At 43.6% G+C, this 25,294-nt stretch carries 19 protein-coding genes; 8 read left to right on the top strand and 11 right to left on the bottom strand.

All coding sequences use genetic code 11. The annotated features are described in order from the left end of the window. Positions 1–49: 49 nt before the first annotated feature. Entirely contained in the window at positions 50–892 is an 843-nt protein-coding gene (locus tag AC2VE5_RS02620) for a glycosyltransferase family 2 protein (protein WP_486886228.1), read from the bottom strand. On the opposite strand from AC2VE5_RS02620, the gene AC2VE5_RS02615 reads away from it, so the two are divergent. After that, positions 870–1,022, top strand: coding sequence for a hypothetical protein (locus AC2VE5_RS02615; protein ID WP_486886227.1), 153 nt, complete (start codon positions 870–872; stop codon positions 1,020–1,022). The two genes, AC2VE5_RS02620 and AC2VE5_RS02615, sit on opposite strands and share 23 nt — an antisense overlap. A gap of 316 nt (positions 1,023–1,338) precedes the next feature. Here AC2VE5_RS02615 and AC2VE5_RS02610 read toward each other — a convergent pair whose 3' ends face one another. The 7 genes from AC2VE5_RS02610 to rfbF all read right to left on the bottom strand — a co-directional run bounded on the left by AC2VE5_RS02610 (position 1,339) and on the right by rfbF (position 8,703). Further along, the gene (locus tag AC2VE5_RS02610; RefSeq protein WP_486886226.1) at positions 1,339–2,658 is read right to left on the bottom strand and encodes a DUF4910 domain-containing protein; all 1,320 of its coding nucleotides are present in this window, start codon (positions 2,656–2,658) and stop codon (positions 1,339–1,341) included. 42 nt (positions 2,659–2,700) lie between these two features. Continuing rightward, positions 2,701–3,486 carry a sugar phosphate nucleotidyltransferase gene (locus tag AC2VE5_RS02605; protein WP_486886225.1) on the bottom strand — a complete coding sequence of 262 codons (786 nt, stop codon included), beginning with the start codon at positions 3,484–3,486 and terminating at the stop codon, positions 2,701–2,703. A 42-nt stretch (positions 3,487–3,528) separates the two neighbouring features. Beyond that, positions 3,529–4,089: a dTDP-4-dehydrorhamnose 3,5-epimerase gene (rfbC, locus tag AC2VE5_RS02600; RefSeq protein ID WP_486886224.1), complete on the bottom strand. Its 561-nt coding sequence runs from the start codon at positions 4,087–4,089 to the stop codon at positions 3,529–3,531. After that, complete coding sequence (locus tag AC2VE5_RS02595) at positions 4,086–5,321, bottom strand: methyltransferase domain-containing protein (protein WP_486886223.1); 1,236 nt, start codon at positions 5,319–5,321, stop codon at positions 4,086–4,088. The genes rfbC and AC2VE5_RS02595 overlap by 4 nt, the downstream gene beginning before the upstream one ends. A 155-nt stretch (positions 5,322–5,476) precedes the next feature. Then, positions 5,477–6,502 (bottom strand): NAD-dependent epimerase/dehydratase family protein, encoded by a 1,026-nt coding sequence (locus AC2VE5_RS02590; protein WP_486886222.1) that lies wholly within the window; start codon positions 6,500–6,502, stop codon positions 5,477–5,479. Positions 6,503–6,515: 13 nt separating this feature from the next. Then, positions 6,516–7,730, bottom strand: a complete 1,215-nt coding sequence (lhgO, locus tag AC2VE5_RS02585) for an L-2-hydroxyglutarate oxidase (RefSeq protein ID WP_486886221.1) — start codon at positions 7,728–7,730, stop codon at positions 6,516–6,518. Positions 7,731–7,929: 199 nt separating this feature from the next. After that, positions 7,930–8,703, bottom strand: a complete 774-nt coding sequence (rfbF, locus tag AC2VE5_RS02580) for a glucose-1-phosphate cytidylyltransferase (RefSeq protein WP_486886220.1) — start codon at positions 8,701–8,703, stop codon at positions 7,930–7,932. 939 nt (positions 8,704–9,642) lie between these two features. Here rfbF and AC2VE5_RS02575 point away from each other — a divergent pair. From AC2VE5_RS02575 to AC2VE5_RS02545, 7 genes are all read left to right on the top strand, one after another. Beyond that, entirely contained in the window at positions 9,643–10,824 is a 1,182-nt protein-coding gene (locus tag AC2VE5_RS02575; protein ID WP_486886219.1) for a response regulator, read from the top strand. A gap of 70 nt (positions 10,825–10,894) precedes the next feature. Then, entirely contained in the window at positions 10,895–11,257 is a 363-nt protein-coding gene (locus AC2VE5_RS02570; protein ID WP_486886218.1) for a response regulator transcription factor, read from the top strand. Between the two features lie 37 nt (positions 11,258–11,294). Then, on the top strand, positions 11,295–11,855 hold the full coding sequence (locus AC2VE5_RS02565; protein WP_486886217.1) for a chemotaxis protein CheW: 561 nt from the start codon (positions 11,295–11,297) through the stop codon (positions 11,853–11,855). A 134-nt stretch (positions 11,856–11,989) separates the two neighbouring features. Continuing rightward, positions 11,990–15,355: a methyl-accepting chemotaxis protein gene (locus AC2VE5_RS02560; RefSeq protein WP_486886216.1), complete on the top strand. Its 3,366-nt coding sequence runs from the start codon at positions 11,990–11,992 to the stop codon at positions 15,353–15,355. A gap of 88 nt (positions 15,356–15,443) precedes the next feature. Further along, positions 15,444–18,941: a methyl-accepting chemotaxis protein gene (locus tag AC2VE5_RS02555; RefSeq protein ID WP_486886215.1), complete on the top strand. Its 3,498-nt coding sequence runs from the start codon at positions 15,444–15,446 to the stop codon at positions 18,939–18,941. 83 nt (positions 18,942–19,024) lie between these two features. Then, on the top strand, positions 19,025–22,657 hold the full coding sequence (locus AC2VE5_RS02550) for a hybrid sensor histidine kinase/response regulator (protein ID WP_486886214.1): 3,633 nt from the start codon (positions 19,025–19,027) through the stop codon (positions 22,655–22,657). Positions 22,658–22,687: 30 nt separating this feature from the next. Continuing rightward, positions 22,688–23,197, top strand: a complete 510-nt coding sequence (locus AC2VE5_RS02545) for a chemotaxis protein CheW (protein ID WP_486886213.1) — start codon at positions 22,688–22,690, stop codon at positions 23,195–23,197. Positions 23,198–23,282: 85 nt separating this feature from the next. On the opposite strand, the gene AC2VE5_RS02540 is transcribed toward AC2VE5_RS02545, so the two are convergent. The 3 genes from AC2VE5_RS02540 to AC2VE5_RS02530 all read right to left on the bottom strand — a co-directional run bounded on the left by AC2VE5_RS02540 (position 23,283) and on the right by AC2VE5_RS02530 (position 24,882). Then, positions 23,283–23,738: a hypothetical protein gene (locus AC2VE5_RS02540; protein ID WP_486886212.1), complete on the bottom strand. Its 456-nt coding sequence runs from the start codon at positions 23,736–23,738 to the stop codon at positions 23,283–23,285. Between the two features lie 36 nt (positions 23,739–23,774). Beyond that, a complete protein-coding gene (locus AC2VE5_RS02535) occupies positions 23,775–24,284 on the bottom strand; it encodes a hypothetical protein (protein ID WP_486886211.1) in 510 nt (169 codons plus the stop codon). 253 nt (positions 24,285–24,537) lie between these two features. Beyond that, entirely contained in the window at positions 24,538–24,882 is a 345-nt protein-coding gene (locus tag AC2VE5_RS02530; RefSeq protein WP_486886210.1) for a type II toxin-antitoxin system HicB family antitoxin, read from the bottom strand. Positions 24,883–25,294 lie beyond the last annotated feature (412 nt).

Below are 25,294 nucleotides of genomic sequence, written 5' to 3'. Positions count from 1 at the left end.
TATTATAGCTGCCGTCATGAATATAACTTCATGACGGTTGGATACCTAATTAGTTGGCTAAAGCACTTTCTTGAACTGCCAATTTTTTACTAGGAGTGTCTTTATATATACTTTCAGGCGGATGGGGTATCCGCTCCACCTGCTGCATTTCCCAGAGCTTGGCATAGCGCATAAATTCGCTAGTAGCTTGTAGTACCGCATGAACGATTCCCCTTGTACCCAGCCAAATGCCGCCTTTGGCAATATAGCACCATAGAAACCTTAATATTGGTCTAATCAGCATTTTTAAGCCTGTAGAGCGGACACCTCTTTCGTTGAGCATTTCTGCTTCTACGGTGGCATAACGATTGAATACGCTCATGTATTCATCCATCATGTACGCCCGCCAGTGAATCAGAACCCCTTGCAGGGGAATACTTTTACCTGGAAATATCACTTCCTCATGCACTTTCATGCTCATATCGTAGGCGCTACACCGACGGTTGAAGAGGCGGACAAAGCTTTTGCGTTTAGCTGGTCTAGATACATTGGGCAGCAACAGACCGTAAAAGTCGCCGCGCCGATCTAAACAATAACCATCGCGTTCATCCATTGGATGGCTCATGACTTCTTGAATCGACTGGGCTAATTCTGGGGTGACAATTTCATCGCATTCTAGGAACATTACCCAATCATTTTTAGCAAGTTCTACGCCTTTATTGCGCTGTCCCGACCAACCGAGCCATTTTTGCTCGTATACTCTAGCGCCAAGGGATGCGGCAATTTCACGAGTTCGATCCGTACTATTAGAATCAATGACTAGCACTTCATCAGCCCAGCGTACGCTATTTATACAGCGTTCAGCAAATTCTTCTTCATTCAATGTCAAGATGATTACGGTTAATGCTGGCATACGCGATCGCTCCTTATTTGCATTATTGACTGTTGTTAAGTACAAAATCGTTCCTGTAGGAGGCAAAATTCCTCCACCGATTGCAGTAGGTTTATTCTCTAGTTTATTTACGATCGGTGAAGATCGTTAATTATTGCCCATCGGTTAAGTTTTTGGAACGGTCTAATATTGATATCTGTTGTTTCCGCACTTCTTGGCATACTTAAGGCATTAACTACGACTAAAAGGCTATAGCTTGCGGTTGTAGCCAGAGATCGCTTTGATATACCTTACCCTCTATTTTGTGAATATAATGCCTTGGCGTAGCAGTACCTCTAGGACATACACTCAAAACGCTCACTTCTTGAGCATTAACTAGAATATTGGTGATCGTGCTAACACCTTGCTTCTTGCGCCAGTGACCACTGCATTTCGATCTTTTAAAGCCCTTGCTGCTGTTATTATGCTCAAATTTCCTTTAATAGATCGTGTTTTAACAAAGCTTGGGCTGCTTTATTAATTACATCAATTGCTATACCCGATCTTTGCGCCATGGCTAATAAAGTATGTTCGCCATCCGCCAAATTTAGTACCCACAGTATAGCGAGTTCGTTTAATGCTTCTTCTGCTTGTCCGCCAACGGCTCGATACAAACCTCTTTTCCCTAGCCTTGGTTCGCATTTAGGGTTTTGGTTTAGGTACGTTTTATTATTTTCTAAAATTTGTAAAACTGCTAAGCATTGAGTAAAAGAATCTGCGACATATTCTGGTTTAACAAATTCCAAATTATCTGCCGAGGTATGATACTCCGGGAAACTCCCATGAGGCGACCTCATAAAGCAACCTACCGCCAAATTGAACCCCGGCGAACAATATTGTCGTTCGTCGTAGCCGTAGGGAAAGAAATCAATAACTTCGTATTCTTTGCCCGAATTTGCCAGTACGTATTCAGTAACTTTGTCAATTTCCGCCGTACCTTGACGGCTTCTTTTGTAAGTAAACTTCCCCCCATCGCCTACACAAGTTAGTACCAAACCGTGTTTGATATTAGCAACTTGAGCTTCATTGTGGCATAGCCAAGTAACTGAGCCAATCGTGCCAGCAATAAACAAAAATCGGTAAGAATAACGTAAGGGTAGCTTGCTTAAGTGTTGAGCTAAAAATACTGCTACCGCGATTCCGGATAGATTGTCATTACATAAAGAAGGATGACAGCTATGGCAAGATATCAAAACTTCTTCAGTAGTTTCTCCAGCAATAAAATACTCTCCATAAGTTAAATGACCTGCTTCTAAAGACGAATCAATAACTACCTCGTACTCTCCTGCTGGCAACTCCAAGTATTGGTTATGAGTTAAACAAAACCCCCAGCTTTCTTTGTAATAAGTAGTTCGATAAGGAATCCAATCTGGGCGATCGGGCAACGTAAATAAATGTTCCTTTAATTCAGCCAAAGACATTTTTTGATGAACGGGGACGCTGTAATTAACAACGTGCAAATTAGAATTATGAAAATCTACAATTTTTTCTCCTTGGGGGTTTTTAATATAAGCATCTCTAATATTCCATTCCTTCGGTACAGTCCAATCATATACCTCTGTTCCGGTAGGTACTTCGTGGACTTCAAGGGGAATATAGTTTTTAAGAATACTTAAAGTCTCTCTAAATCCATCCCCTGTAATGCTGCGGCAAATTGGATACAGATCTGTTATCAACTGATACATATTCTGTCCAAGATCGTCAGTGTTGCGATCGCTATCTGGAATTTCTAAACTATTTAAAATCATTTTTAGCCTAGTTAATTAATTCAAAAATTACTAATTATCTTCCTATTCCTCGCTTGCACCTTGACGAACAGCAACAACTAAATCTTCAGGAGTACCGATATCAAGAAAACTACCATTTTCAAACACTTCCACTTCTACCTGTAAACCGCTATCAATAGCTGCTTGAATCGCCTCATTAATCAAAACTTCCTCAGATCCAGGGAGCTTATTAGCTAGATGTTGGTGTAAAAACTCCGTAAAACTTGGTGTCCAAGCCGCCGCAAACCAGCTATGACGCAGAGTGCTATGCAGAGGCTTATCTACCACCAAGCGGACGCAGCCGCGAGTATCAAAATCTACCATCCCGCCTTTATGGGGGCGATCGAAAGGAACAACACCCAAAACCAAATCTGCCTCGCTATCGCTGAGGTGAGCTAACAGTCGGACAAAAGCATCTTGGGGTTGAAAAATAATATCTGGAAAACCTAAAGTAACCACCGCATCTTGCACAAACTCATAAGCGCGATCCAAAGTATAAGGAACGCCAAATAGCTGGCTGACGATTAGATAACCCAAATTCATAGCTACTAGCGAACCATCACCAAAATAAGCTGGAATATCCCACTTACCAGATCGCAGCAAAACGTAGGCTTTGCGAATACCAGCTAGGCGCATACTTTCTAGCAAATAATGACAAACTACTTTAGGGCGCAAACTGCCATCGGTTGCCATCCGAAAGCCAATCGGATACAACTCTTTACTACCAGGTAAAGGAGAAATACGACTTCCTTCTCCGGCGGCTGGAACTAAACCGATCGCACTTTGAATGTTGTAATTTTTAATTGTCATAAGTTACCAAAAAGTAAAAATGCCGCCTCATTTGGATCCTAGCTATTTAAAACTATTTTCTAGTCCTACAAGCTTCGACTCTAATAAAGCCCACTGCAAGTCTTTCAGAGCAACTTCACTAACTGGCAATTGCCATTCAATTCCTACAATTGGATCGTCATAACGCAACCCGCGCTCGTACCCTGGCGTATATATCTTATTCATTTGATACACAACTTCTGTATCATCGGTAAGAGTTTGGTAGCCGTGAGCAAACATTTCTGGAATGTACAAACTCCGTCGATTTTCGGCGTTTAATTCCACACCAATATGAGCTAAGTAAGTAGGAGAATTAGGACGCATATCAACGATTACGTCATAGATAGCGCCTTGAGTACAGCGCACTAACTTGGCTTCGGTGAGAGGATGATCTTGGTAGTGCATCCCCCGGATAGTTCCTTGTTTGTGATTGAAGGCAATGCTGCACTGAACGTTTGTGACTTCTAAGCCATGCTCGATAAATTCTTGCGCGCAAAAAGTCCGGGCAAAAAAACCGCGAATATCTGCTTTAGGCTCGATGTTGATGATAAAAGCACCCGATAAGTCTGTGGTTGTAAAAATCATGAGTAAACTTGAACCTCTGGAATTGGTACTACAAATTTTCCTCCCCACTCGCGAATAAATGCGGTTTGGGCGATAATTTCATCTTTGAGATTCCAAGGCAAAATTAGTAAATAATCTGGCTTAGTTTCTTTGATGCGATCGGGGTGCATAATCGGAATATGCGTACCTGGCAACAGCAAATTTTGCTTGTAAGGGCTACGATCTACGGTGTAGTCAATAAAATCTGTCCTCACACCACAGTAATTGAGCAGCGTATTACCTTTAGCTGGCGCACCGTAAGCCGCGATCACTTTACCTTGAGATTTTGCTTCAATTAAAAAGCTCAAGAGTTTGCGTTTTGTCTCTTTGACTTTTTCGCCAAAATTCAAGTAGGGTTCTAATTTATCTAACCCAGCTTGAGTTTCTTTCGCTTTCAACTTTGTGACGCGACTTCTTAACTGAATATCGCTGGATTCATGCTTGCCATAGATTCGCAAAGAACCGCCGTGAGTCGGCAATTCTTCGACATCAAATAAAGTTATGCCGTGAGATGCAAAAATTTGGCTAACTGTCAAAAATGAATAGTAGGAATAATGCTCGTGATAAATCGTGTCAAACTGATTTTGCTCTATCAATTGCAATAAATGAGGAAACTCCATTGTAATAATGCCGTTTGGCTTTAAAACAATTTTCATTCCTGCCACAAAATCATTCAAATCGGGTACGTGAGCGAGGACATTATTTCCTAGTAGCAAATCTGCTTGTTTCCCGTCAGCAACTAATTCCTTGGCTGTTTGTACGCCAAAGAATTTGACTAAGCTAGGGATACCTTTTTCTTGAGCTACTTTAGCCGTATTTGCAGCAGGTTCTATCCCCAATACTGGGATGCCTTTTTCGTGAAAGTATTGCAACAAGTACCCGTCATTACTGGCAATTTCAATTACTTGGCTACTCGCTGTAAATCCAAATTTTTCTACCATCAAGTCGGTGTAAGCTTTGGCGTGTTTTAACCAACTATCAGAGTAAGAGGAAAAGTAAGCGTAGTCTCCATCTCCAAAAATATGTTCGGGAGACTCAAAGTCTTCTATCTGTACCAAAAAGCATTTTTCACAGACGTAAGTATGTAAAGGATAAAACTTCTCAGCGCGATGCAGTTGCTCTTTACCTATATAGTCGTTGGCGATTGGTGAAAGCCCCAAATCTGCAAAAGTATGCTGCAGGGGATTGTGACAAAAACGGCATTGAGTAGTCATAGCTTGGCTAGGGTTTTTAGAGGGGTTAATTTCGAGCGAACAAATAGCATAAATGGAAAGCCTTTGATGTAACAGAACTACCCAAAATTGTGGAGCTTGAATCTTACAAACTTTGTCCATTTATCCCAATCGATAGGAATAGCTGGATATCTAGATTACTTACTCCAAAAGAAATCTTGGTCAATTTGTTGGGTACGAATCAAATACTCTAGTTGTTTTAAACGTGTAAATCCTCTAGACAAAAAAGTTTCTGAAGTCATATCAATTTGCTGGAACAAATTAAATAACTGTTCAGCACCGCGAGGCGCATTCCAATCGCACTTGAATCCTGGCAAGTTTTTATTAATCTTCTCAAAAGAAACTCGGTAGCTGCGATTATCTGAGCTATTTTCTCCAAAAGTTAGCTGACAACCCGTAAAAGTTGCCGCAATCATTTCGGCAATTTCTTTGACACGATAATTGTTTGCTGTATCGCCCACATTAAAGATTTGGTTGTGGATGATATCGCGGGGTGCTTCCAAGGTACAAGCAATAGCTTTACAAATATCTAGAGCATGAACCAAAGGTCGCCAAGGCGTACCATCACTGATCATTTTAATTTCTTTTGTCGTCCAAGCAAGTCCTGCTAAATTGTTCAACACAATATCAAAGCGCATGCGTGGCGAAGCACCAAATGCCGTAGCATTGCGCATAAATGTCGGCGAGAAATTGTCATCAGCCATCAATTGCAAATCTCTTTCTACGAGCGTCTTGCACTCAGCATACGCAGTCTGCGGATTAACGGGTGATGATTCTGTAACATCGCCTTCGGTTGCTACGCCATACACGCTACAAGAAGACATATACACAAACCGCCGGATTCCCGCAGCTTTAGCTATAGTTGCCAGCCGCACCGAGCCTTTATGATTGATGTCGTAAGTGATAGTTGGCGAAAGTTGCCCAGTAGGATCGTTGGATAATTCTGCCATATGCACGATCGCATCTACTCCTGCCAAATCTTCGCTAGTAATATGGCGAATGTCTTTATTTAGGGTTTTAGCGGTTACTGTCGTTCCGTTGTACAGCCAACCAACTTTGTAATAGCCTGTATCTACTCCCAATACTTCGTGTCCCTTCTCTATCAGTAAGGGCGGTAATAACGAACCAAGATAACCTTCTGTACCTGTTACTAATACTTTCATTTTTTGTATCGTCCTATACTCTAGCTTTTACTTGCAAGTGTTGTTGTTCGGGAATTGCCTGGGCGATCGCTTTGCCAATTTCTAGGGAGGAAGTAGCCGCCGGAGAAGGGGCATTGCAGACGTGGATGGAGTTTTTGCCTTGAACAATCAAAAAGTCATCTACAAGAGCGCCATCGTTTCTCAGGGCTTGGGCGCGCACTCCAGCGTGAGTGGGGACAATATCTTCGGCTCGAACTTCAGGAATCAATTTTTGCAGGCTGTGTAAAAATGCGGCTTTACTAAAAGAGCGAACTATTTCTTGAATGCCTTCATCGGCGTGTTTTGCCGCCAGTTTCCAGAAGCCAGGGTAAGTCATTACTTCTGTAAAATCACGTAAATCAAAGTCTGTTTTCTTATACCCTTCACGCTTAAAGCTTAAAACCGCATTTGGTCCTGCGTGGACGCTACCATCAATCATTTTGGTAAAATGAACGCCCAAAAAGGGAAAATCAGGATTAGGGACTGGATAAATTAAAGTGTTGACCAGGTAGCGTTTTTCTGGGGTAAGTTCGTAGTATTCGCCGCGAAAAGGTACGATCTTGGCTTGAGGATCGACGCGGGCAAGTAGTGCTACGCGATCGCTATAAAGTCCGGCACAATTAATGACAAAGCGCGTTTCAAAAACTCCTTGATTCGTTTCTAAAACTTGACTTTCACCAAGAGAACGGATTTTCTCAACTTTAGTATTGAGCCGTAATTCGCCGCCCAACGATTGAACGATGTCAGCATACTTTTGGCAAACTTGTTTGTAGTCCACAATCCCAGTAGTGGATACTTTAAGCCCTGCTATACAGCTAACATGAGGCTCAATTTCTTTTACTTGTTCGCAAGGTAGCTTAGTAACTTTCAAGTTGTTTTCTAAGCCGCGCGTGTAAAGGCTTTCAAGTATTGGTAATTGCTCTTTTTCTGTTGCCACAATTACTTTGCCGCATACTTCGTACGCAATATCGTATTGTTGGCAAAATTCCACCATTGAGCGACTACCATCACGGCAAAACTTGGCTTTAAAACTTCCCGGTTTGTAATAAATACCTGAATGAATAACGCCGCTATTATTTCCGGTTTGATGGTAAGCCCAATTACTTTCTTTCTCGATTACTACAATTCGCGCTTTAGGAAATCGCTGACCTATAGCCATCGCTGTAGATAACCCAACAATTCCTCCACCAATAATCGCTAGATCGTACATGAGTACCTTCACTTTTAAAACCAAGAGTGGTAATTAGTTAAAATCTAGTTTTTTACCAAGTTATCAACTGATACCTTTAAGATATTTTAACTAAAAAACTAGGATAATTAAGTACAACTAGCATCAATTTTTGCCTTACCAAAAACAAAAGTTGACGTTAGTTGCTTATGATTTAGGCATATTTTTAATTGGGTTTTAGCTACCAAACTTTCCAAGGAGCTTTCCCGCCTTGCCATAGTTCTTCAAGATAATTTTTATCTCGTAAAGTATCCATCGGCTGCCAGAAATCACCATGTTTGAAAGCTGATAATTGATCCATCTGTGCTAATTTTTGTAGAGGAGCTTGTTCCCAGACTGTAGAGTCATCATCTATAAAGTCAATTACTTCTGGTTCGAGGACAAAATAACCACCATTTACCCACGCACCATCCCCTTCAGGCTTTTCACGAAAGCTAGTGATTTTTGTTTGTTCTTCAGCTAAGCAAATTGCTCCAAACCGTCCTGGTGGTTGACTCGCAGTTAGTGTCGCTAAAGTTTTCTGATCTTTATGAAAAGCAACTAAATCTTTAATATTTACATTGCTAACGCCATCGCCGTAAGTAAAGCAAAAAGTTTCATTACCAATATGCTCTCTTACTCTCCTCAGCCTTCCTCCAGTCATTGTTTGGTCGCCAGTATCTACTAAGGTCACACGCCAAGGTTCTGCATAGCCGCAATGAACATTCATTTGATTAAATCGCATATCAAAGGTTACATCAGACATATGTAAGAAATAATTGGCAAAATATTCCTTAATTACATATCCTTTGTATCCGCAACAAATGATGAAATCATTGATCCCATAGGTAGAATAAGTTTTCATAATATGCCATAAAACCGGGCGACCGCCAATTTCCACCATCGGTTTGGGTCTGATAGTAGTTTCTTCACTTAATCGAGTACCTAGTCCACCAGCTAATATTACTGCTTTCATTACTTCACCTCAAATTTACTAGAAGAAGCATTTTGTACTTTTGATAGAGCTAATCAGCACCTGGCGAAAGTCAAGCAAATTGATGTATTTAACTTACTGCCTAATCATCTTAAGCCAGCAGTCTATAAAGAACCGTAAAGGCACCGTAAATCAATCTCCGCATATGTAAAATTTCGGTAAAGGATGTAAAAATTATTAGTAAATATACTTATTTTTTCGCAAAAAATGAAGTTATATGTCAATTATTTGCAATATCCGGCAAAGCTGTTTTTGCCGGAAAAGTTTTCTAAAATTACTTTGTCTGTTGCCAATGCCTAGAATTGGGCGCGATCGCTCTTAGCCATATATGCAAGTAGGTTTATATATGTAAGTCTTTATACATATATAAAATAGGCGATCGCTATCCGCTCGGTGAATTTTTTTAGGTTAGCAATGGTAGAGCTAGTTAAAAGCTCTATCTGAAAAAACTTAAGATGTTTTCTTTTTTCTTTCCAAGATGCCTGTAATATTCTCCAGATGCAAACATCGTCTGATAATTTTACCAATATCTAGTAGCGACTTACGCTTAAAGCCCCGTCAATACTGACTTTCAACTACTTTTTCAGCAAAATAAACACCTTGAACATACTTACGTATATCCCTGCGCCCTTAAGTAAATTCAGTGTTGATACGGATCTAGATTATTTAGAGGAATGTCATGATCGGGAAAACATTGAGTTATGGGGTTCTCAGCTATTTAAAATGCCAACAAAATTTATTTTAAGTTTAAAATTGCAATTTCTCCAAACTCAAGCGCCAAACCAAATGTCCGTATCAAACATTTTAAGTAGAATTATCATTGCTAAATTTTCCTAGCAAACATCACACTAAAAATATAGGGCAAGTACATCTAAACTAACCAAAAAAAATAATCTCAATATTTGGAGTAAAAAAATCATTATGATTGCTGAAACTATGAATGCTAACGATTTACTTAAAACCCTCGCTGGATTAAAACAAGAACAATTCAGTGGAAACTTATTAGTAAAAAGCATTGCCTTGGAGGGAACAGTAGAGCAAAACTGGAACTTTTGCTTATTTCTAGGACGAATTTTGTATGCGACTGGGGGCAATCATCCGGTTAGACGCTGGCAAAGAAACTTATTATCTCAATGCCCGCAACTTGATATTAGTCAATTAAAGAAATTGTTGGTCAATATCTCCAACTCAGCATCTTTATCTGCCGTAACAAGTTGGGAATATCAATTATTACATTTAGGAGTAGAACGCAACCAAATTAGCCGCGAACAAGCCGCAAAGACGATCGCCGGAATTGTCTGCGAAGTATTGTTTGATATTTCTCGATCGCTCAAAGTTAGTTTTCAAGTCAAGCCAGAACATATATCAGTTCCCCTTCAACTAGCTCTACTAGATCCAGGGTTAGTCCTTACGGAGGTACAACAGCAAAGGCAACTGTGGCACAAAGTCAACGCCAGCGATCGCAACGCCAATCAAGCTCCTACCATTGCTCGCCCAGAACAACTGCAACAACAAGTATCGGCTCCGGTTTATCAAAACCTTGTCAAACTGTTAGATGGACATCGGACTTTGCGCGAGCTTGGCGTAGTCATGAAGCGCGATGCGGCACAAGTTACTAGCTCACTACTCCCATTTTTGAAATCGGGAATAGTAGAGCTAGTCGAGCTTGCTGATTTTCCTGCCCCTACCATTCCCTCCTTGGCAAAACCTGTCGCCAGTACCCATGCACCACTAATTGCTTGCGTCGATGACAGCCCTTTGGTCTGTCAAAGTATGGAAAAAATTCTCACGGGCGGAGGCTATCGGTTCTTGGGCGTGCAAGACTCATTACGGGCGATCGCAACTTTATTGAGTCGCAAACCCGATCTAATCTTTTTAGATCTAATTATGCCCAATACCAATGGTTATGAAATTTGTACTCAACTGCGTAAAGTATCAGCATTCCGCGATACGCCAATTGTCATCTTGACCGGAAATGATGGCATTATCGACCGAGTACGCGCCAAAATCGTCGGTGCTTCTGGCTTCTTGAGCAAACCAGCTAATGCCGAAACCGTTTTGGAAATCACCCGCCAACACCTCAGCGAATTGGTGGAAGACTAATATGACTTAGGCAAAGCGTGCCTTCACCAACATTCAATTTTTCATTACCTAATTTTAACAGGACAACCCCATGAGTACAGTTTTAGTGATTGAAGATTCTCCGACCCAAATGGACGTAATTACTAGCTGCCTGCAAAAAGGCGGACTAACCGTAGTTACTGCTATCGACGGCAAAGAAGCTATGACCAAAATTAGCAACCAAAAACCAGACTTAATTGTTTTGGATGTCGTATTGCCCGATCGCAGTGGTTTTGAATTATGCCGCGATCTTAAAGCTGAAAGCTCCACTAGCAGCATCCCGGTTGTAATTTGCTCTACAAAGTCTACAGACATGGATAAGTTTTGGGGCAAAAAACAAGGAGCCGATGCCTATATTACTAAGCCCGTAGACCAAGAAGAACTGCTAAAAACCGTAAAACAACTCATTAAATAAAGCGTTTGTATAAAGCGCAGTGCAGCAGGAGACAGCGATGATATCTGAGTTTTTGTCTAAAGGCATTTCATTAGGGTCGGCGACAGCCGAAGAAGCAGCAAAAGAGCAACAGCAGTTTTTGCGGTTTCACCTAGCTCCCGACCTCAATGCGGCTCTATCAGTGGAGCAAATGACCGAAGTATTTACTGTTTCCACTACCAAAGTTGTACCTATTCCCCATATGCCCGCTTGGGTAATTGGCGTGTACAACTGGCGGGGAGAAATTTTGTGGCTGATCGATTTGGGCTATTTGCTGGGCGGTACGCCTTTGTACCAACAAACAAGCAGGCGCTCGCTTTATACGGCAATTGTTGTCAATTCCCAGCAATCTGGCGGGCGACAAGGGGGCAATAGTACCGCAGGAAAAAAAATGCTAGGACTCGCCGTTAATCGCGTAGAAGATATGGAGTGGTTCAACTCTGACTTGATTCAATCGCCCCCAGAATCGGCGGTGAATCCGGCATTAGTACCATTTTTACGCGGCTACTGGTTAAAAAATAACGGTGAAATTGTCGTTGTCTTAGACGGAAACTCGATCATCGCTGGGATGCCCAAGTAGCAATATTTAATGCAGTGTTTCTAATCGCTGCATTAAATGCCAACCAGCCTATGTCTTAGCTTTATAGCTTTTTGTATTTCTATTGCTCAATTTTTGTAAATTACCCCTACATATCAAGTTTTAAGGTTTTTATCATGACTCAAACTTCTCCCAAACCCTCCGATCGCAATATCACCAACGGTCACAATGAAATTAGTAGTGATGTTGATAGCGGATTTTTTAAGTTAGCGATTTCCCCCCTCGAATCTGAAGTAACAACGAATCCTCAGTCTGCTCCTTTAGGCAAAAAAGCTAATGCAGCATTGCAAAGACCCCAAGAGATGAAAAACCTCTCCAGGTGGCAGCGTACAAGTCTCAGAACCAAAGCAACCCTCGCCGCGATCGCTCTTGGTATCATTCCGTTGCTAACAGTTGGGGCAGTCCAGTCTGTCTCATCTAGCAGAAACATTAGACAAAATGCGACTGACAGTCAAGAATCCATTGCCATCGCTCTTGGCGATCAAGTTGGTGCTTTCATGTTTGAGCGCTACGGAGACGTACAGGTGCTTGGAAATCTTCCTATTCTTGCTAATCCCAAAGTACGAGCGGTAACGACTCTCGAAGAAAAGCAAAAGGTAATGGATCGCTATGCAAAGATTTACGGTGTCTACGACAGTATTGCTGTTACGGATATTGCTGGAAATACGATTCTGCAAAGCTCAGGGGAGCCTATCACTGGTCTCGGCGAACGGGATTACTTTAAAGAAGTAATCAAAACTAAGCGTCCTGTCATCACGCCTCCCAGAAAGTCACAGTTGAACGGAAAATATTCCATTTTCACTGCCGCACCTATTGTAGATACAGCTACAGGCAACATAATTGGTATCGTGCGGACTCGCATACCTGTGGAAAACCTAGGTAAAATTCTCCAAGCAGAAGAGCGGTTAGCAGAGGGTATTAAAACCGCAGCCGTAGAAGAATACCATTTGGTCGGTCCCGATGGAAAGTTCTTTGTAGCCAAGGAAAAAGAGCAAATAGGTCGAGATGCTCGTGCCGATTTTGCTCCCTTTGCCCAAATGGAAGCGGATAAGAAGGTAACGAGTGCGATCGCAGTTGACCAAATTGACAAAGCTGAACAATTGATATCCTATGCTCCTGTTAACCAAGTTGAGGGATTGCCGCAACTAAACTGGAGTGTTGTACTCGCTGAAGATACAAGTGTTATATTTGCCGAACAGCGCCGACAGTTGTTGACACTGCTACTTGGAACTGGCTTGGCGGCATTACTGGTAGGTGCGCTCGCAGCTTACCTTGCTAGAAGTGCAACTCGCCCTATATTAGCGGCTACCGATACCGTCGAAAAACTAGGTAATGGAGAATTTGACAACCGCGTTGAAGTAACTGGTGGTGACGAAATTGCCGTACTAGGGACAAACATCAACCGGATGGCAGACCAAGTACAAGAACTCCTAAACCAGCAAGAAGTTGAAGCCCAACAAGCTCGCTTATTTACCACCATTGCTACTACCCGCGCTGATACCGCCCAAGATGTAGATGGAGTTTTTAACCAAGCTCTTGCAGGTGCTAAAGATATTCTTCAAGCAGACCGTGTAGTTGTCTATCGTTTCAAACCTGATTGGAGCGGCTACATTGCCAACGAATCAGTGTCTCCTGGTTTTCCCCAAGCCCTCAATGACAAAATTGAAGACCCGTGTATTGGAGAGGCGCTAATTGAAGCTTACAAAAATGGTCGTGTAGTTGCTACAGGCAACGTATTTGAGGCAGGCTTCCACCCCGACCACCTCAAATTGATGGAACGGCTGCAAATTATGGCGAACTTAGTTACGCCTATCATTAACAACAATGAACTCTACGGCTTGTTAGTAGCTCACCACTGCACTGCACCGCACCAGTGGGAACAAGCAGAAATTAACTTCCTTCAGCAGATGTCCGAGCGGCTTGGCGCAGTCTTGAGCCGTGTTAGCTTCCTAGAACAAAAAGATGCAGAAGCCAAGCGTTCTACGTTATTGAGAGATATCACGTCAAGTATCGGTCAAACTCTTAGCCCTACAGACATTTTCAACCAAGCCGTCAAAGAAGCCCGCCGCGCGATCGCTAGCGATCGCGTAGTTATCTATAGCTTTAACGAATTGTGGCAAGGTACGGTGACAGCAGAATCAGTAGGCGAAGGCTGGCCCAAGGCAATGGGAGCAAAAATCGACGACCCCTGCTTTGCCGACAAATATGTAGAGCGCTACCGTCAAGGGCGAGTTCAAGCTACCAACAATATTTTTAAAGCTGGTTTAACTGAGTGCTACCTCAAGCAGCTAGAAGCCTTTGCTGTGCAAGCCAACCTAGTTGCACCAATTCTCCAGGGTGGTAAATTACTTGGCTTGCTCATTGCTCACCAATGCTCTAGTCCTCGCAACTGGCAGCAAGGAGATATTGACTTGTTCTCTCAGTTGGCAACTCAAGTAGGTTTTGCCCTTGACCGTGCCAACTTACTGGAGCAGCAAAGAGCAGGTAAAGAATTCCTGCAAAAACGAGCTTTGGAGTTGCTGATTGAAGTAGACCCCGTAAGTAGAGGCGACCTAACTATCCGCGCCAATGTAACTGAAGATGAAATTGGTACAGTAGCCGATTCTTACAACGCTACCATTAGCAGCTTGCGCAAAATTGTTAGCCAGGTACAACAAGCGGCGATTCAGGTAGCTGCAACTACTACCGACAACCAAGGTTCGGTACAAGGACTATCTTTTGAAGCGTTGCGTCAAACCAAAGAAATTGCTGGCGCTCTAGAGCAGTTGGCACTGATGACTACTTCAATTCGCGCTGTAGCTGCCAACGCTTCCCAAGCGGAAGCCGCCGTCCAACGAGCAACAGATACGGTACAAGAAGGTGATTTGGCGATGAACCGCACCGTAGACGGGATCTTGGCAATTCGCGAAACTGTAGCAGAAACATCGAAAAAGGTAAAACGCTTGGGTGAATCTTCGCAAAAGATTTCTAAAGTCGTAAACCTAATTGGCTCCTTTGCCGACCAAACCAACTTGCTGGCGCTAAACGCTTCTATTGAAGCGGCTCACGCTGGAGAACAAGGACGAGGATTTGCGGTAGTAGCCGATGAAGTTCGAGTATTGGCGCGGCAATCGGCCGCAGCTACCGCAGAAATTGAAGCGCTAGTAAAAGACATTCAAACAGAAACCAACGAAGTAGTAGCAGCGATGGAAGCAGGTACAGAGCAGGTAGTCACAGGAACTCGCTTAGTAGACGAAACTCGCCAAAGTCTAAACAAAATCACCGCCGTTAGTAGCGAGATTAGTCAACTGGTTGCCGCGATCGCTTCTGCCGCCGTTGCTCAATCGGAAGCCTCTGAATCAGTAACTAGCACGATGACTGACGTAGCTACCATTGCCGGGACAACATCAACGGAAGCTTCTAACGTATCTGCGTCATTTACCGAACTATTAACCGTAGCTCAAGACTTGCAGGCTAGTGTGGGTCAGTTCAAAGTCAAATAGCAAGCCAATAAATGGGGAGGTAGAAAGATTCTCCTCCTCTGACTATTTTCCTTATTTCCTCTCCTACATAAAAATTAGAGTAACCGCCATGTTAGAGCATCGCCTTAAAAAAACTATCAATCATGCTAATAGTCCCAACAAAGGCAACCAAGCATCAAATAACCCTTCAATAGTCAAACTGCCACCACAACCATCTAATACTCTCTGGCAACGTTTAATTCAACCTTGGAACAACTTGAACCTCCGGGCTAAACTGACTATTCTGCTAATTAGCAGTGCAGCATTGCCTGTAATTGTAGTAACTCAAGGAATTGTTAGCCTTGCAGAAGATAGATTACTCACAAGCTTAGAAACAGGGTTGCAAAAAGATTTACGCAACTTGGTTCAAGAAATTAATGTAATTCAGCAAGAAACTGAATCAGAAGTAAATGCCTTAGCCAACTTAATCCGGGCTACGGAGATAGACTTGAGCAACCCTCAAGAAGTAGCAGCTAAACAAGCTATACTACAAAGCTTGCTCAAAGATAATCAAAATGATGAGAGTTTCTACATTCTTACGGACGCTCAGGGTAGAACTGTTGTTCAGAGCATTAAAGCTATAGCCGGAGATAATGCGACCTATCCACTTCTACCTGTAGAAAATAAACCAGAATCTGAGCCAGAATATCGTTCAATATCACTACGGTCAGGAATCGATTTAGGAAATATTCCTATTGTTAAGAATGCCATAAGCAGTAAAAAATCTTTATCAGGCGTAGAGTTACTCAATGCCAATTCGCTACAACGTCTAGGGTTAGATAAACAAGCTCAAATTGGCATTAGGCAACAAAATACAGCAGGATTACCCGAATCCAAAAAACCTGTTCCTGAAGGAACTTATGATGTTGACTCTGGTAGCGCAGGCTTAACAATTATGGCCGTTGAACCCATTCAAGTTAATGGTAAGCAGGTCGGTACGGCAATTATTGGTACGTTAGTCAATCGCAACTATGAAATTGTCGATCGCCTTACAGAAGACACAGGGGTAGCTACAGCCACCTTATTTGCGAAAGATTGGCGAGTAAGTACCAACGTTCCCTACTCCGATGGTAAAACCCGCGCGATCGGTACAAGAGTCTCTAGGGAAGTAGCAGAAACTGTTTTAAATCGGGGAACAACTTTTCTTGGGGAAGCTAATATCATTGGAACTAACTACCTGACTGGATATAGCCCCTTGTACGATCATCAAAAGCAACTCAACCCTGCGCAAGCAAAACCGATAGGCATTGCCTATGTTGGCGAACCGGACACAGCAGTAGAACAGTCAATTACTAACTTGGGGCAGACAGGTTACGGAATTGGAGGAGGAATATTAATACTAGCTGGTATACTTGCCATCCCGCTTTCTGGAACTTTTTCTCGCCCAATCCGACGTTTAACCAACTTTGCCCAAAAGCTAGGAGATGGACAACAAGGGGTGCGGTTGGAAACAACGGAGCGCCAAGATGAAATTGGCGTTCTTTCTCAAGAATTGAATCAGATGGCAGTTAGTATTGATGCTAACTTAAATACTCGTCGTCAACAGGCAGAACAAGCCAGATTTTTTACAGAGATTGCCACCTCTCGTAATGCTGATGAACAATCTATCTTTAGACAAGCTCTTGCAGGTGCTAGAGAAATTTTGCAGGTAGATCGCGTAGTTATCTATCGTTTCAACCCTGACTGGAGCGGCTATATCTTAAGTGAAGCGGTGTTACCTGGTTTTTCTCGCGCCCTCAATAACAAAATTGAAGATGCTTGTATTAGTCAAGAGCTAATTGAATGTTACAAAAAAGGTCGCGTCGTACCAACAGAAAACGTATATGCAGCAGGCTTTCATCCCAAACACTTGCAGCTAATGGAAAAATTGCAAATCAAAGCCAACTTAGTTACACCTATTGTTGAAGGAGAGGAATTATTTGGCTTACTGATTGCTCATCACTGTCAAACTACCCACCAATGGCAACCGACAGAAATTGACTTTCTAACTCAAATGTCTGCTCAGTTGGGACTAATCCTCGATCGCCTAAACTCCCTAGAGCAAAATCAATCTGCTGCTGATCGCGCGGGTTTAGTCAGAGACATTACGGTAAAGCTATCTCAAGCTACTCAAACTGAGAGTATATTCAATACTGCTGTAGCTGGAATTCGCACTGCCTTAAAAAGCGATCGCGTAGTTATCTATAGCTTTAACGAATTGTGGCAAGGTACGGTGACAGCAGAATCAGTAGGCGAAGGCTGGCCCAAAGCAATGGGAGCAAAAATCGACGACCCCTGCTTTGCCGACAAATATGTAGAGCGCTACCGTCAAGGGCGAGTTCAAGCTACCAACAATATTTTTAAAGCTGGTTTAACTGAGTGCTACCTCAAGCAGCTAGAAGCCTTTGCTGTGCAAGCCAACCTAGTTGCACCAATTCTCCAGGGTGATAAATTACTTGGCTTGCTCATTGCTCACCAATGCTCTAGTCCTCGCAACTGGCAGCAAGGAGATATTGACTTGTTCTCTCAGTTAGCCACTCAAGTAGGTTTTGCCCTTGACCGTGCCGACTTACTGGAGCAGCAAAGAGCAGGTAAAGCATATCTGCAAAAACGAGCTTTGGAGTTGCTGATTGAAGTAGGCCCCGTAAGTAGAGGCGACCTAACTATCCGCGCCAATGTAACTGAAGATGAAATTGGTACAGTAGCCGATTCTTACAACGCTACCATTAGCAGCTTGCGCAAAATTGTTAGCCAGGTACAACAAGCGGCGATTCAAGTAGCTGCAACTACTACCAGTAACCAAGGTTCGGTACAAGGACTATCTACCGAAGCAATTCGCCAGACTGAAGAAATTGCCGCCGCGCTAGGGCAAATTCAAAAGATGTCGGCTTCAATTCGCGCCGTAGCCGCCAACGCTTCCCAAGCGGAAGCCGCCGTCCAACGAGCAACAGATACGGTACAAGAAGGTGATTTGGCGATGAACCGCACCGTAGACGGGATCTTGGCAATTCGCGAAACCGTAGCAGAAACATCGAAAAAAGTAAAACGATTGGGGGAATCTTCGCAAAAGATTTCTCAAGTTGTCAACTTGATCGGTAGATTTGCTGCCCAAACCAACTTGCTGGCGCTCAAAGCTTCTATTGAAGCAGCTAGAGCCGGAGAAGACGGACGAGGCTTTGCAGTAATCGCCGATGAAGTCCGAGGACTGGCGCGGCAATCGGCAGATGCGACGGGAGACATTGAAGCGCTAGTAAAAGACATTCAAACAGAAACTAACGCCGTAGTAGCAGCGATGGAAACTGGTACAGAGCAGGTAGTTACAGGAACCCGCCTAGTAGACGAAACTCGCCAAAGTCTAAACAAAATTACCGCCGTCAGTGTCGAGATTAGTAAATTAGTTGGCGCGATCGCCACAGCCACCACTCTCCAGTCGGAGGCATCAGAGTCGGTAACTCATACAATGAGCGATGTAGCCGCGATCGCTGGCAAAACTTCCACCGAAGTTGATTCTGTATCCGCTTCGTTTAGCGAACTCCTAGTTGTTGCTCAAGAACTGCAAGCTAGTGTAAGTCAGTTTAAAGTCAGTTAAAAGAGTAGGGCAATGGCTGCAACTTAAAACCTTGCTCCCTTGCCCGTCCTCGCCCAATATATCTATAAAATCTGGTATTTAATATGGCAATCGATGCTGATATCCGCGACCACGCCTATCAATTTTTTATCCAAGAAGCCCCAGAGCTACTACAGTTAATCGAATCAGAGCTATTGACGCTCAAGAGCGATCGCAGTATCTCTAAAGTTCATAATATGATGCGGGCGGCTCACTCCATTAAAGGCGGAGCCGCAAGTGTCGGACTAGATACAATTAAAACTTTGGCTCATAGCCTCGAAGATATTTTTAAAGCTCTCCACCACGAAGAATTAGAAATTGATGACAAAATAGAAGGCTTGTTGCTCCAAGCTTACGACTCCTTGCGTTTACCTTTGATGGAACAGCTTGAAACTGGGTATTTTGACCCAGAGCAGGCAATGAGCAACGCCGAGCCTGTATTTGCCGAAATTGAAGCCAAGTTTGGCGATTTTATTGGGGCGGCAGGAGAACTACCAAGCTCGATCGATTTGGGGGTAGACATTGCTTTATCCATTTTTGAAGTGGATGTTGCTCAAGGATTAGACCGTTTAGAATCGGTATTAGCTCACCCTCAAGATGAAGAAGTAGCAGGAGAGCTAAGAGCGCAAGCTGAAGTATTCTCCGGGCTTGCCGAACTACTGTGTATGCCAGGATTTGGCGAGATCGCCCGCGCGGCCATCGCTGCCTTAGACGCTAACCCCGACTTAGCTCTGGAAATTACCCAAGTAGCGTTTACCGATTTTCGGGCAGCACGAAGTGCCGTGATCGCAGGCGATCGCACTTCAGGGGGCAAGCCTTCGGCTCAACTACTAGCTTTGGCAAGGGGTGAAGTCCTAATTTCTACGCAGCCAACTAAGCTACAGTCAACAACTGTCATCCAAGAGTTTTTGCCTATAGATTTACTTAGAGAATCTGCGGCAACAGCCGATACCCATTTCTTTACGGATAGCGAACCTGCTACAACAGCCGACACCTATTTCTTTACTGATGCTGAAGATAACAGCATGATGTTAGATGAAATGTTTGGCGACTTGCCGATGTTAGAAGAAGTCGCACTACCAAGGGTTGAAGTTGTCAGCACCCAACCGCTAATTTTGGATGAAATGTTTGGCGACTTGCCGATGTTAGAGGAAGCCACATCACCAAGCGCTGAAACTATTAGCCCCCCACCAGTTACTTTTGACACCGAATTAATAGCCCAAAATCTCGATTACTCCGATCCCGATCCAGGGGTAATGAGCATTGATGATATGTTTGGTGGTTGGTCTAGTGGCTTAGATCTATCCGAAAATGTGATCGCCCAAGATGTACCGTTAGCTGCTGCCGAGCTAAATCCAGCTACGGCAGAGGTTGATGAAGCTGCCGCCTCGGTAGATGACATCTTTGGTGACTTGAATACCAGCTTCTTCTCAGCCCCAACAGTAGAAGCTAAACCTGAAAAAGTCAAACTAGAGGTAGATTCCCAGCAGTTAGTTCAATCCATCGGTCAGGCATTTGGTGACTTGCCGCCCATGGAAGCTGGAGCCTTACCAAAGCAAGAAAAACTCGCAGCTATAGTACCAGCTAAAGCAAATTTTCCCTCTACCACAGAACGGAGTAACCGCCCTAAATCTAGTTCGCCCCAAAAAATCGAACCAAAAGCAATTCCGACGGCGGCACATGCTCAACCACAACAGCAACTTTCGGTCAGAGTTGACTTAGAACGGCTAGAGCGGATGAACAACACCGTAGGCGAACTTGCGATTAACCGCAACAGTTTATCGCTGCAAAATGAGCAGTTGCAAGCTACTGTCCAAGAGCTACTGCGCCGATTTAGTCAGTTTCAAAGCATGGGCAACCAGCTACGCAATCTCTCTGACCGGATGCTAGTTTCTCCAGAACGATATAGTTCTAATAATTCTGCTCATAAAGGCAACAACGAGCCGACTATTTCCTCTATAAGTGGAGCTTCTTTTCGTCCTGTAGATTTTGACTCGTTGGAGATGGATAGCTACGGAGAATTGCACTCTTTGCTGCAACAAACTTTTGAAGAAATTGTCCAGCTAGAAGAAACCGTTGGAGACGTAGTGCTACTGTCCGGGCAATCTAGCCAAAGCGTAGACAAGCAACGGCAAATGCTTTCTCACCTGCGAGACGACTTGATGTGGGCGAGAATGTTGCCCATTGGCGAAGTGCTTAACCGCTTTCCCCGGATGTTGCGCGATTTGTCTACTTCCTATGACAAGCCTGCGGAGCTAAAAATCACCGGGACGGGAGTATTAGTAGATAAAGCAGCTTTAGAAAAGCTCTACGACCCCTTGCTACACCTAATTCGTAACTCCTTCGACCACGGGATCGAGCGCCCAGAAGTGCGCCGCGAACAAGGTAAAATAGAGCGCGGACAAATTGAAGTACGAGCCTATCACCAAGGCAGCCAAACAATTATCGAAGTTAGAGACGACGGGCGGGGGTTGAATTTAGACCGCATCCGCAGTCGGGCGGTAGAAATGGGTTTATTGGCTGAAGAAAAAGCCGATAATGCTTCAACTTCCACCTTACTTGAACTGATGTTTGAGCCAGGGTTTTCGACGGCAAGCCAAGTTAGCGAACTTTCGGGGCGCGGTGTCGGACTCGATGTCGTCCGCAGTCAATTGCGGAGTCTTAAAGGTAGCGTCAGTGTAATTTCGGAGCCAAGGGAAGGTACTTGCTTTACTTTACGCATTCCTTTAACCTTGACTTTGGCGAAATTATTGGTTTGTTTTGTCGGTAATAGTGCTTTTGCTTTGCCTTCAGACAGTATCAAAGAAATTTTGATTCCTGAACCAGAGCAAGTAAAGTTTTCTGGAGGCAAAAGATTTTTACACTGGCAAGGTCGCATTGCCCCCGCCTACCACCTTTCGGAGTTGCTAAATTACGCTTGTCCGTTATCGGAAGCTATACCCAGCCAAGCTTTGGTAGCTGTTCCTTCTCCCGAAGACTGGGCGGCTCCCATGCTGTTGCTAGAACAAGATGGTCAAATTTTGGCGCTAGAAATAGATCGCTTAGTTACCGAGCAAGAATTGGTAATTAAACCGATGGGAGAAGCGATCGCGGCTCCAAGTTATATTTACGGTTGTACGATTGTGGGAGATGGTAGCTTAATTCCGGTTATTGATGGGGCGGCGCTGCTAGACTCCTTTGTGGGACATAGCAAGCATAAATCTGTAACTATTGGCGGCAATGCCCAATTGTCGGCGGCAAGCGAAGATGGAGAGATGCCAATTTCTACCCCCGTGCCGCAAAGAGTGATGACAGAAACAGTTTTGGTAGTCGATGATTCGATTACACTGCGGCAAACTTTGGCTTTGACTTTTGAAAAAGCTGGTTATCGAGTTTTGCAAGCGCGGGACGGGCGCGAGGCAATCGAACAACTGCAAAAAAATTCTGCAACTATCAACTTGGTAGTTTGTGATGTGGAAATGCCCAATATGAACGGCTTTGAATTTTTGAGCCAACGCCGTCAAGATCCAGTAATTTCTAAGCCGCCAGTGGTGATGCTCACTTCTCGCAGCAGTGACAAACACCGGATGTTGGCGAAGCAATTGGGAGCTAGGGAATACTTTACTAAGCCCTACATCGAGCAGGAATTTTTGACAGCAATTTCAACTATCATCAAGCAGGAAAGTCCTACGGGAGTGCCTGCCCTGAGCGGACGATAATTATTTATTAAAGGGGGAGGCAACTAATTTATGAAAAACGCTCTGCTCAAGTCAAAAGCTGCTATGCAACCAGCTTCTAGCCGCGATCGCGTTGCATCGGTAAAAATGATTGTTTTTACGATTGGCAATTTCGATCTGGCTTTGCCCATTGAGATTGTTCACAAGGTTTTGAACCAAACGCCTGTTTATGGTAGCGGTTTAAATGGAATAGGAATTGCTCATGTAGGCGATCGCGAAGTTACGGTAATAGATTTGCATCGGCAATTATTTCAATCGAGCATCATCAACGAAACATCGCAAAAAAGCTATTTGCTGATTCTCCAGACTAAGAGCGGTGAATTGTACGGGCTTCCGGTGGCATCGGTTCCGGCTTTGATGGATTTGCCTTTAGATAGTATTAGAGTGCTGCCTGAGTCTTACCGTAGCGGCGATATTTTGCAAATGGCGACTCATGTATGTTATTTGCCCAATGAAGAACCACCATTGACTATATTTTTGGTCAATCCTGAGCAAATGTTGCAAGGTAGTAGCAGGGAATAGCAAGCAATTATTGTTATTTATAGTGCGATCGCATTCTATAAAAAGCGATCGCATTTTTTTTACTTTGAATGCAATTGAAGAATATTTAAGGAGGAGTAGGCGCTGCTTTGGGGTGTTTTCCGGCGTAGTAGACAAGCACTTTACACTTTTGTGGATCGGGTACATAAAACACTCGCTCTCCGCCTGTAACTTCATACTCCCACACTCCACGGTAGCGTTTGCCTTTCAAAGGAAAAACTCTCCTTGGCTTTCTCAGCATAGGAGCAGTACGCAAATCCTTATAACATCGGCGAGTATTTTCCGGCGCGCGCAACAGCAATGCTTCCCAATCTCGGTTAACCCGCCGATTGAGAGCTACTACTAGCCAAGGCGATACAGGGACAAGTTTTTCTTGTTCAGCTTCATCTTCTTCCGCAGATATTACCCTTGGTGGTGCTGTTATTAATTCTTCTGGCGGTATTACCAGATCGGGTATGGGGGGTTGTGCTTGTTCAGTTTCGGGCGGCGTTGGTGGGTTTTGCAGTTGTTCTTCTGGTGGCACTTTCTTCTTCGGGATTTGCCTCGGAATGCGCCATACTTATGCCTGAGCCAATTGGTTAGTGCTATCAAAAATTGGCTCCGTCAGCAACACTTCCTCAACTTCGTCACTGAACGCCGCAGCAAGTTCTGGGCTAAAAATTGCTAAAGCACTCTCATGCCATTCATGTATCAATATGTCCAGCCTATCTATAGCCCCAGCGTCCGCTCCCACAAGGCGGAAAGCACTTTCTAACTCTGCAATCAATTCACTTAGCTCTTGAGAGTCAAATGCCTTTAGCCATTCATAGGGATGCTCCTGGGCAATCTGCTCTCCAAGCCGTAATCGATAACTAACGTTGACGATCTCAAACACAACTTTCGCTTGCGTGGCTGCCTTTACCCAAAAAGTCATATCATCGCGAGGCAACAAAGCAAAATATTCATCGTTGCGAGTGATAGTTACTGGATGCTCTCTAGCTCGATCCAAAATTCGACCTGGTTGCCGATTTAACTCTGTAGCTGTGATTAATTCATCACCGTACACGCTAATTGAGGCAGAAATAACCATAGCCCGAACGCCTCTTGCTAAAGGTTAAAACACTTTGTATATACGTACTATTATACGTATACTTGCCAAAATCTCTAACGGATAGCTATGAGTGATGGAATAAACAACCAGTGCGATCGCCAATTTTCCGATGCTGCCTTTAATACTTTACTAAATTGTCCAGTCTTCTACTCTTAAATTGGGGACTTTCTTAAAATCTTGCATATTTCTAGTTACAAACTCAAATGGTCTGTATCCAAAACATAAAAATTCATTAGTCATCCGTCTCTGTATTCGCTTCGGAGCGAATCTGTGCCAATTTTTCTACCCAATCATCAAAACTGGGGTCGTCAGCAAAAATTCCAGCTTGCTGCATATTCAAGCTGGAAAAATGCGGTGTAGTCGGCGGCTTTTGACTAGCCCTAAGCCCCTCGGCGGCAGTTTGGGGAAGTTCAATAGTAATTAGCTTTCCCCTAGCAAGTTGAGTTTCTAAGGCTGCTTTGGCTCTAGAAACTGCTTCTTCTTCCGTTGCTCCGTACTCGCTGACTGTTGGCATTCCCATCACTAATGCCACAAATCTTTGTTCTGCTAAATTTTGAACAAATACTTGATATTGCATACTTAAATTCTCTCTACCTTATATACATATCTTAGTAAGTTCGTATCGAATTTGAGCCTCTAAACGGTCTAGCTGCTCCAATAAGCGCGATCGCAATAACAGCAATTTTTGATTAGACCCATAACCTCTATTACATGGCGTAGGCTAAATCCTACCGACAAAAGACGCGATCGCCTTCTTTTGAAAAGCGATCGCATTTTTTATTGGCACTGAGTTGTTATATATAAAGGTGTTTTATGACTCATTTAGTGTCTGGTTAGTCACTTTATCTTTGATTTTAACGGTTTTCGCGGAATTCCCCTTCCTCGCCGCAGGCAGGGAGGGGATGGATAGCGGGAGACTCTTAGTCTCCAATTAGTCTTGACTTTCACTTCTAGGTATGAGATTATACATATACTCAAAGCTCTAGTCG

The organism is Aliterella sp. E5.1, from assembly GCF_057473825.1.
The sequence above is the reverse complement of the archived record's forward strand: the minus strand, read 5'-3'. Positions and strand labels throughout refer to the sequence as shown.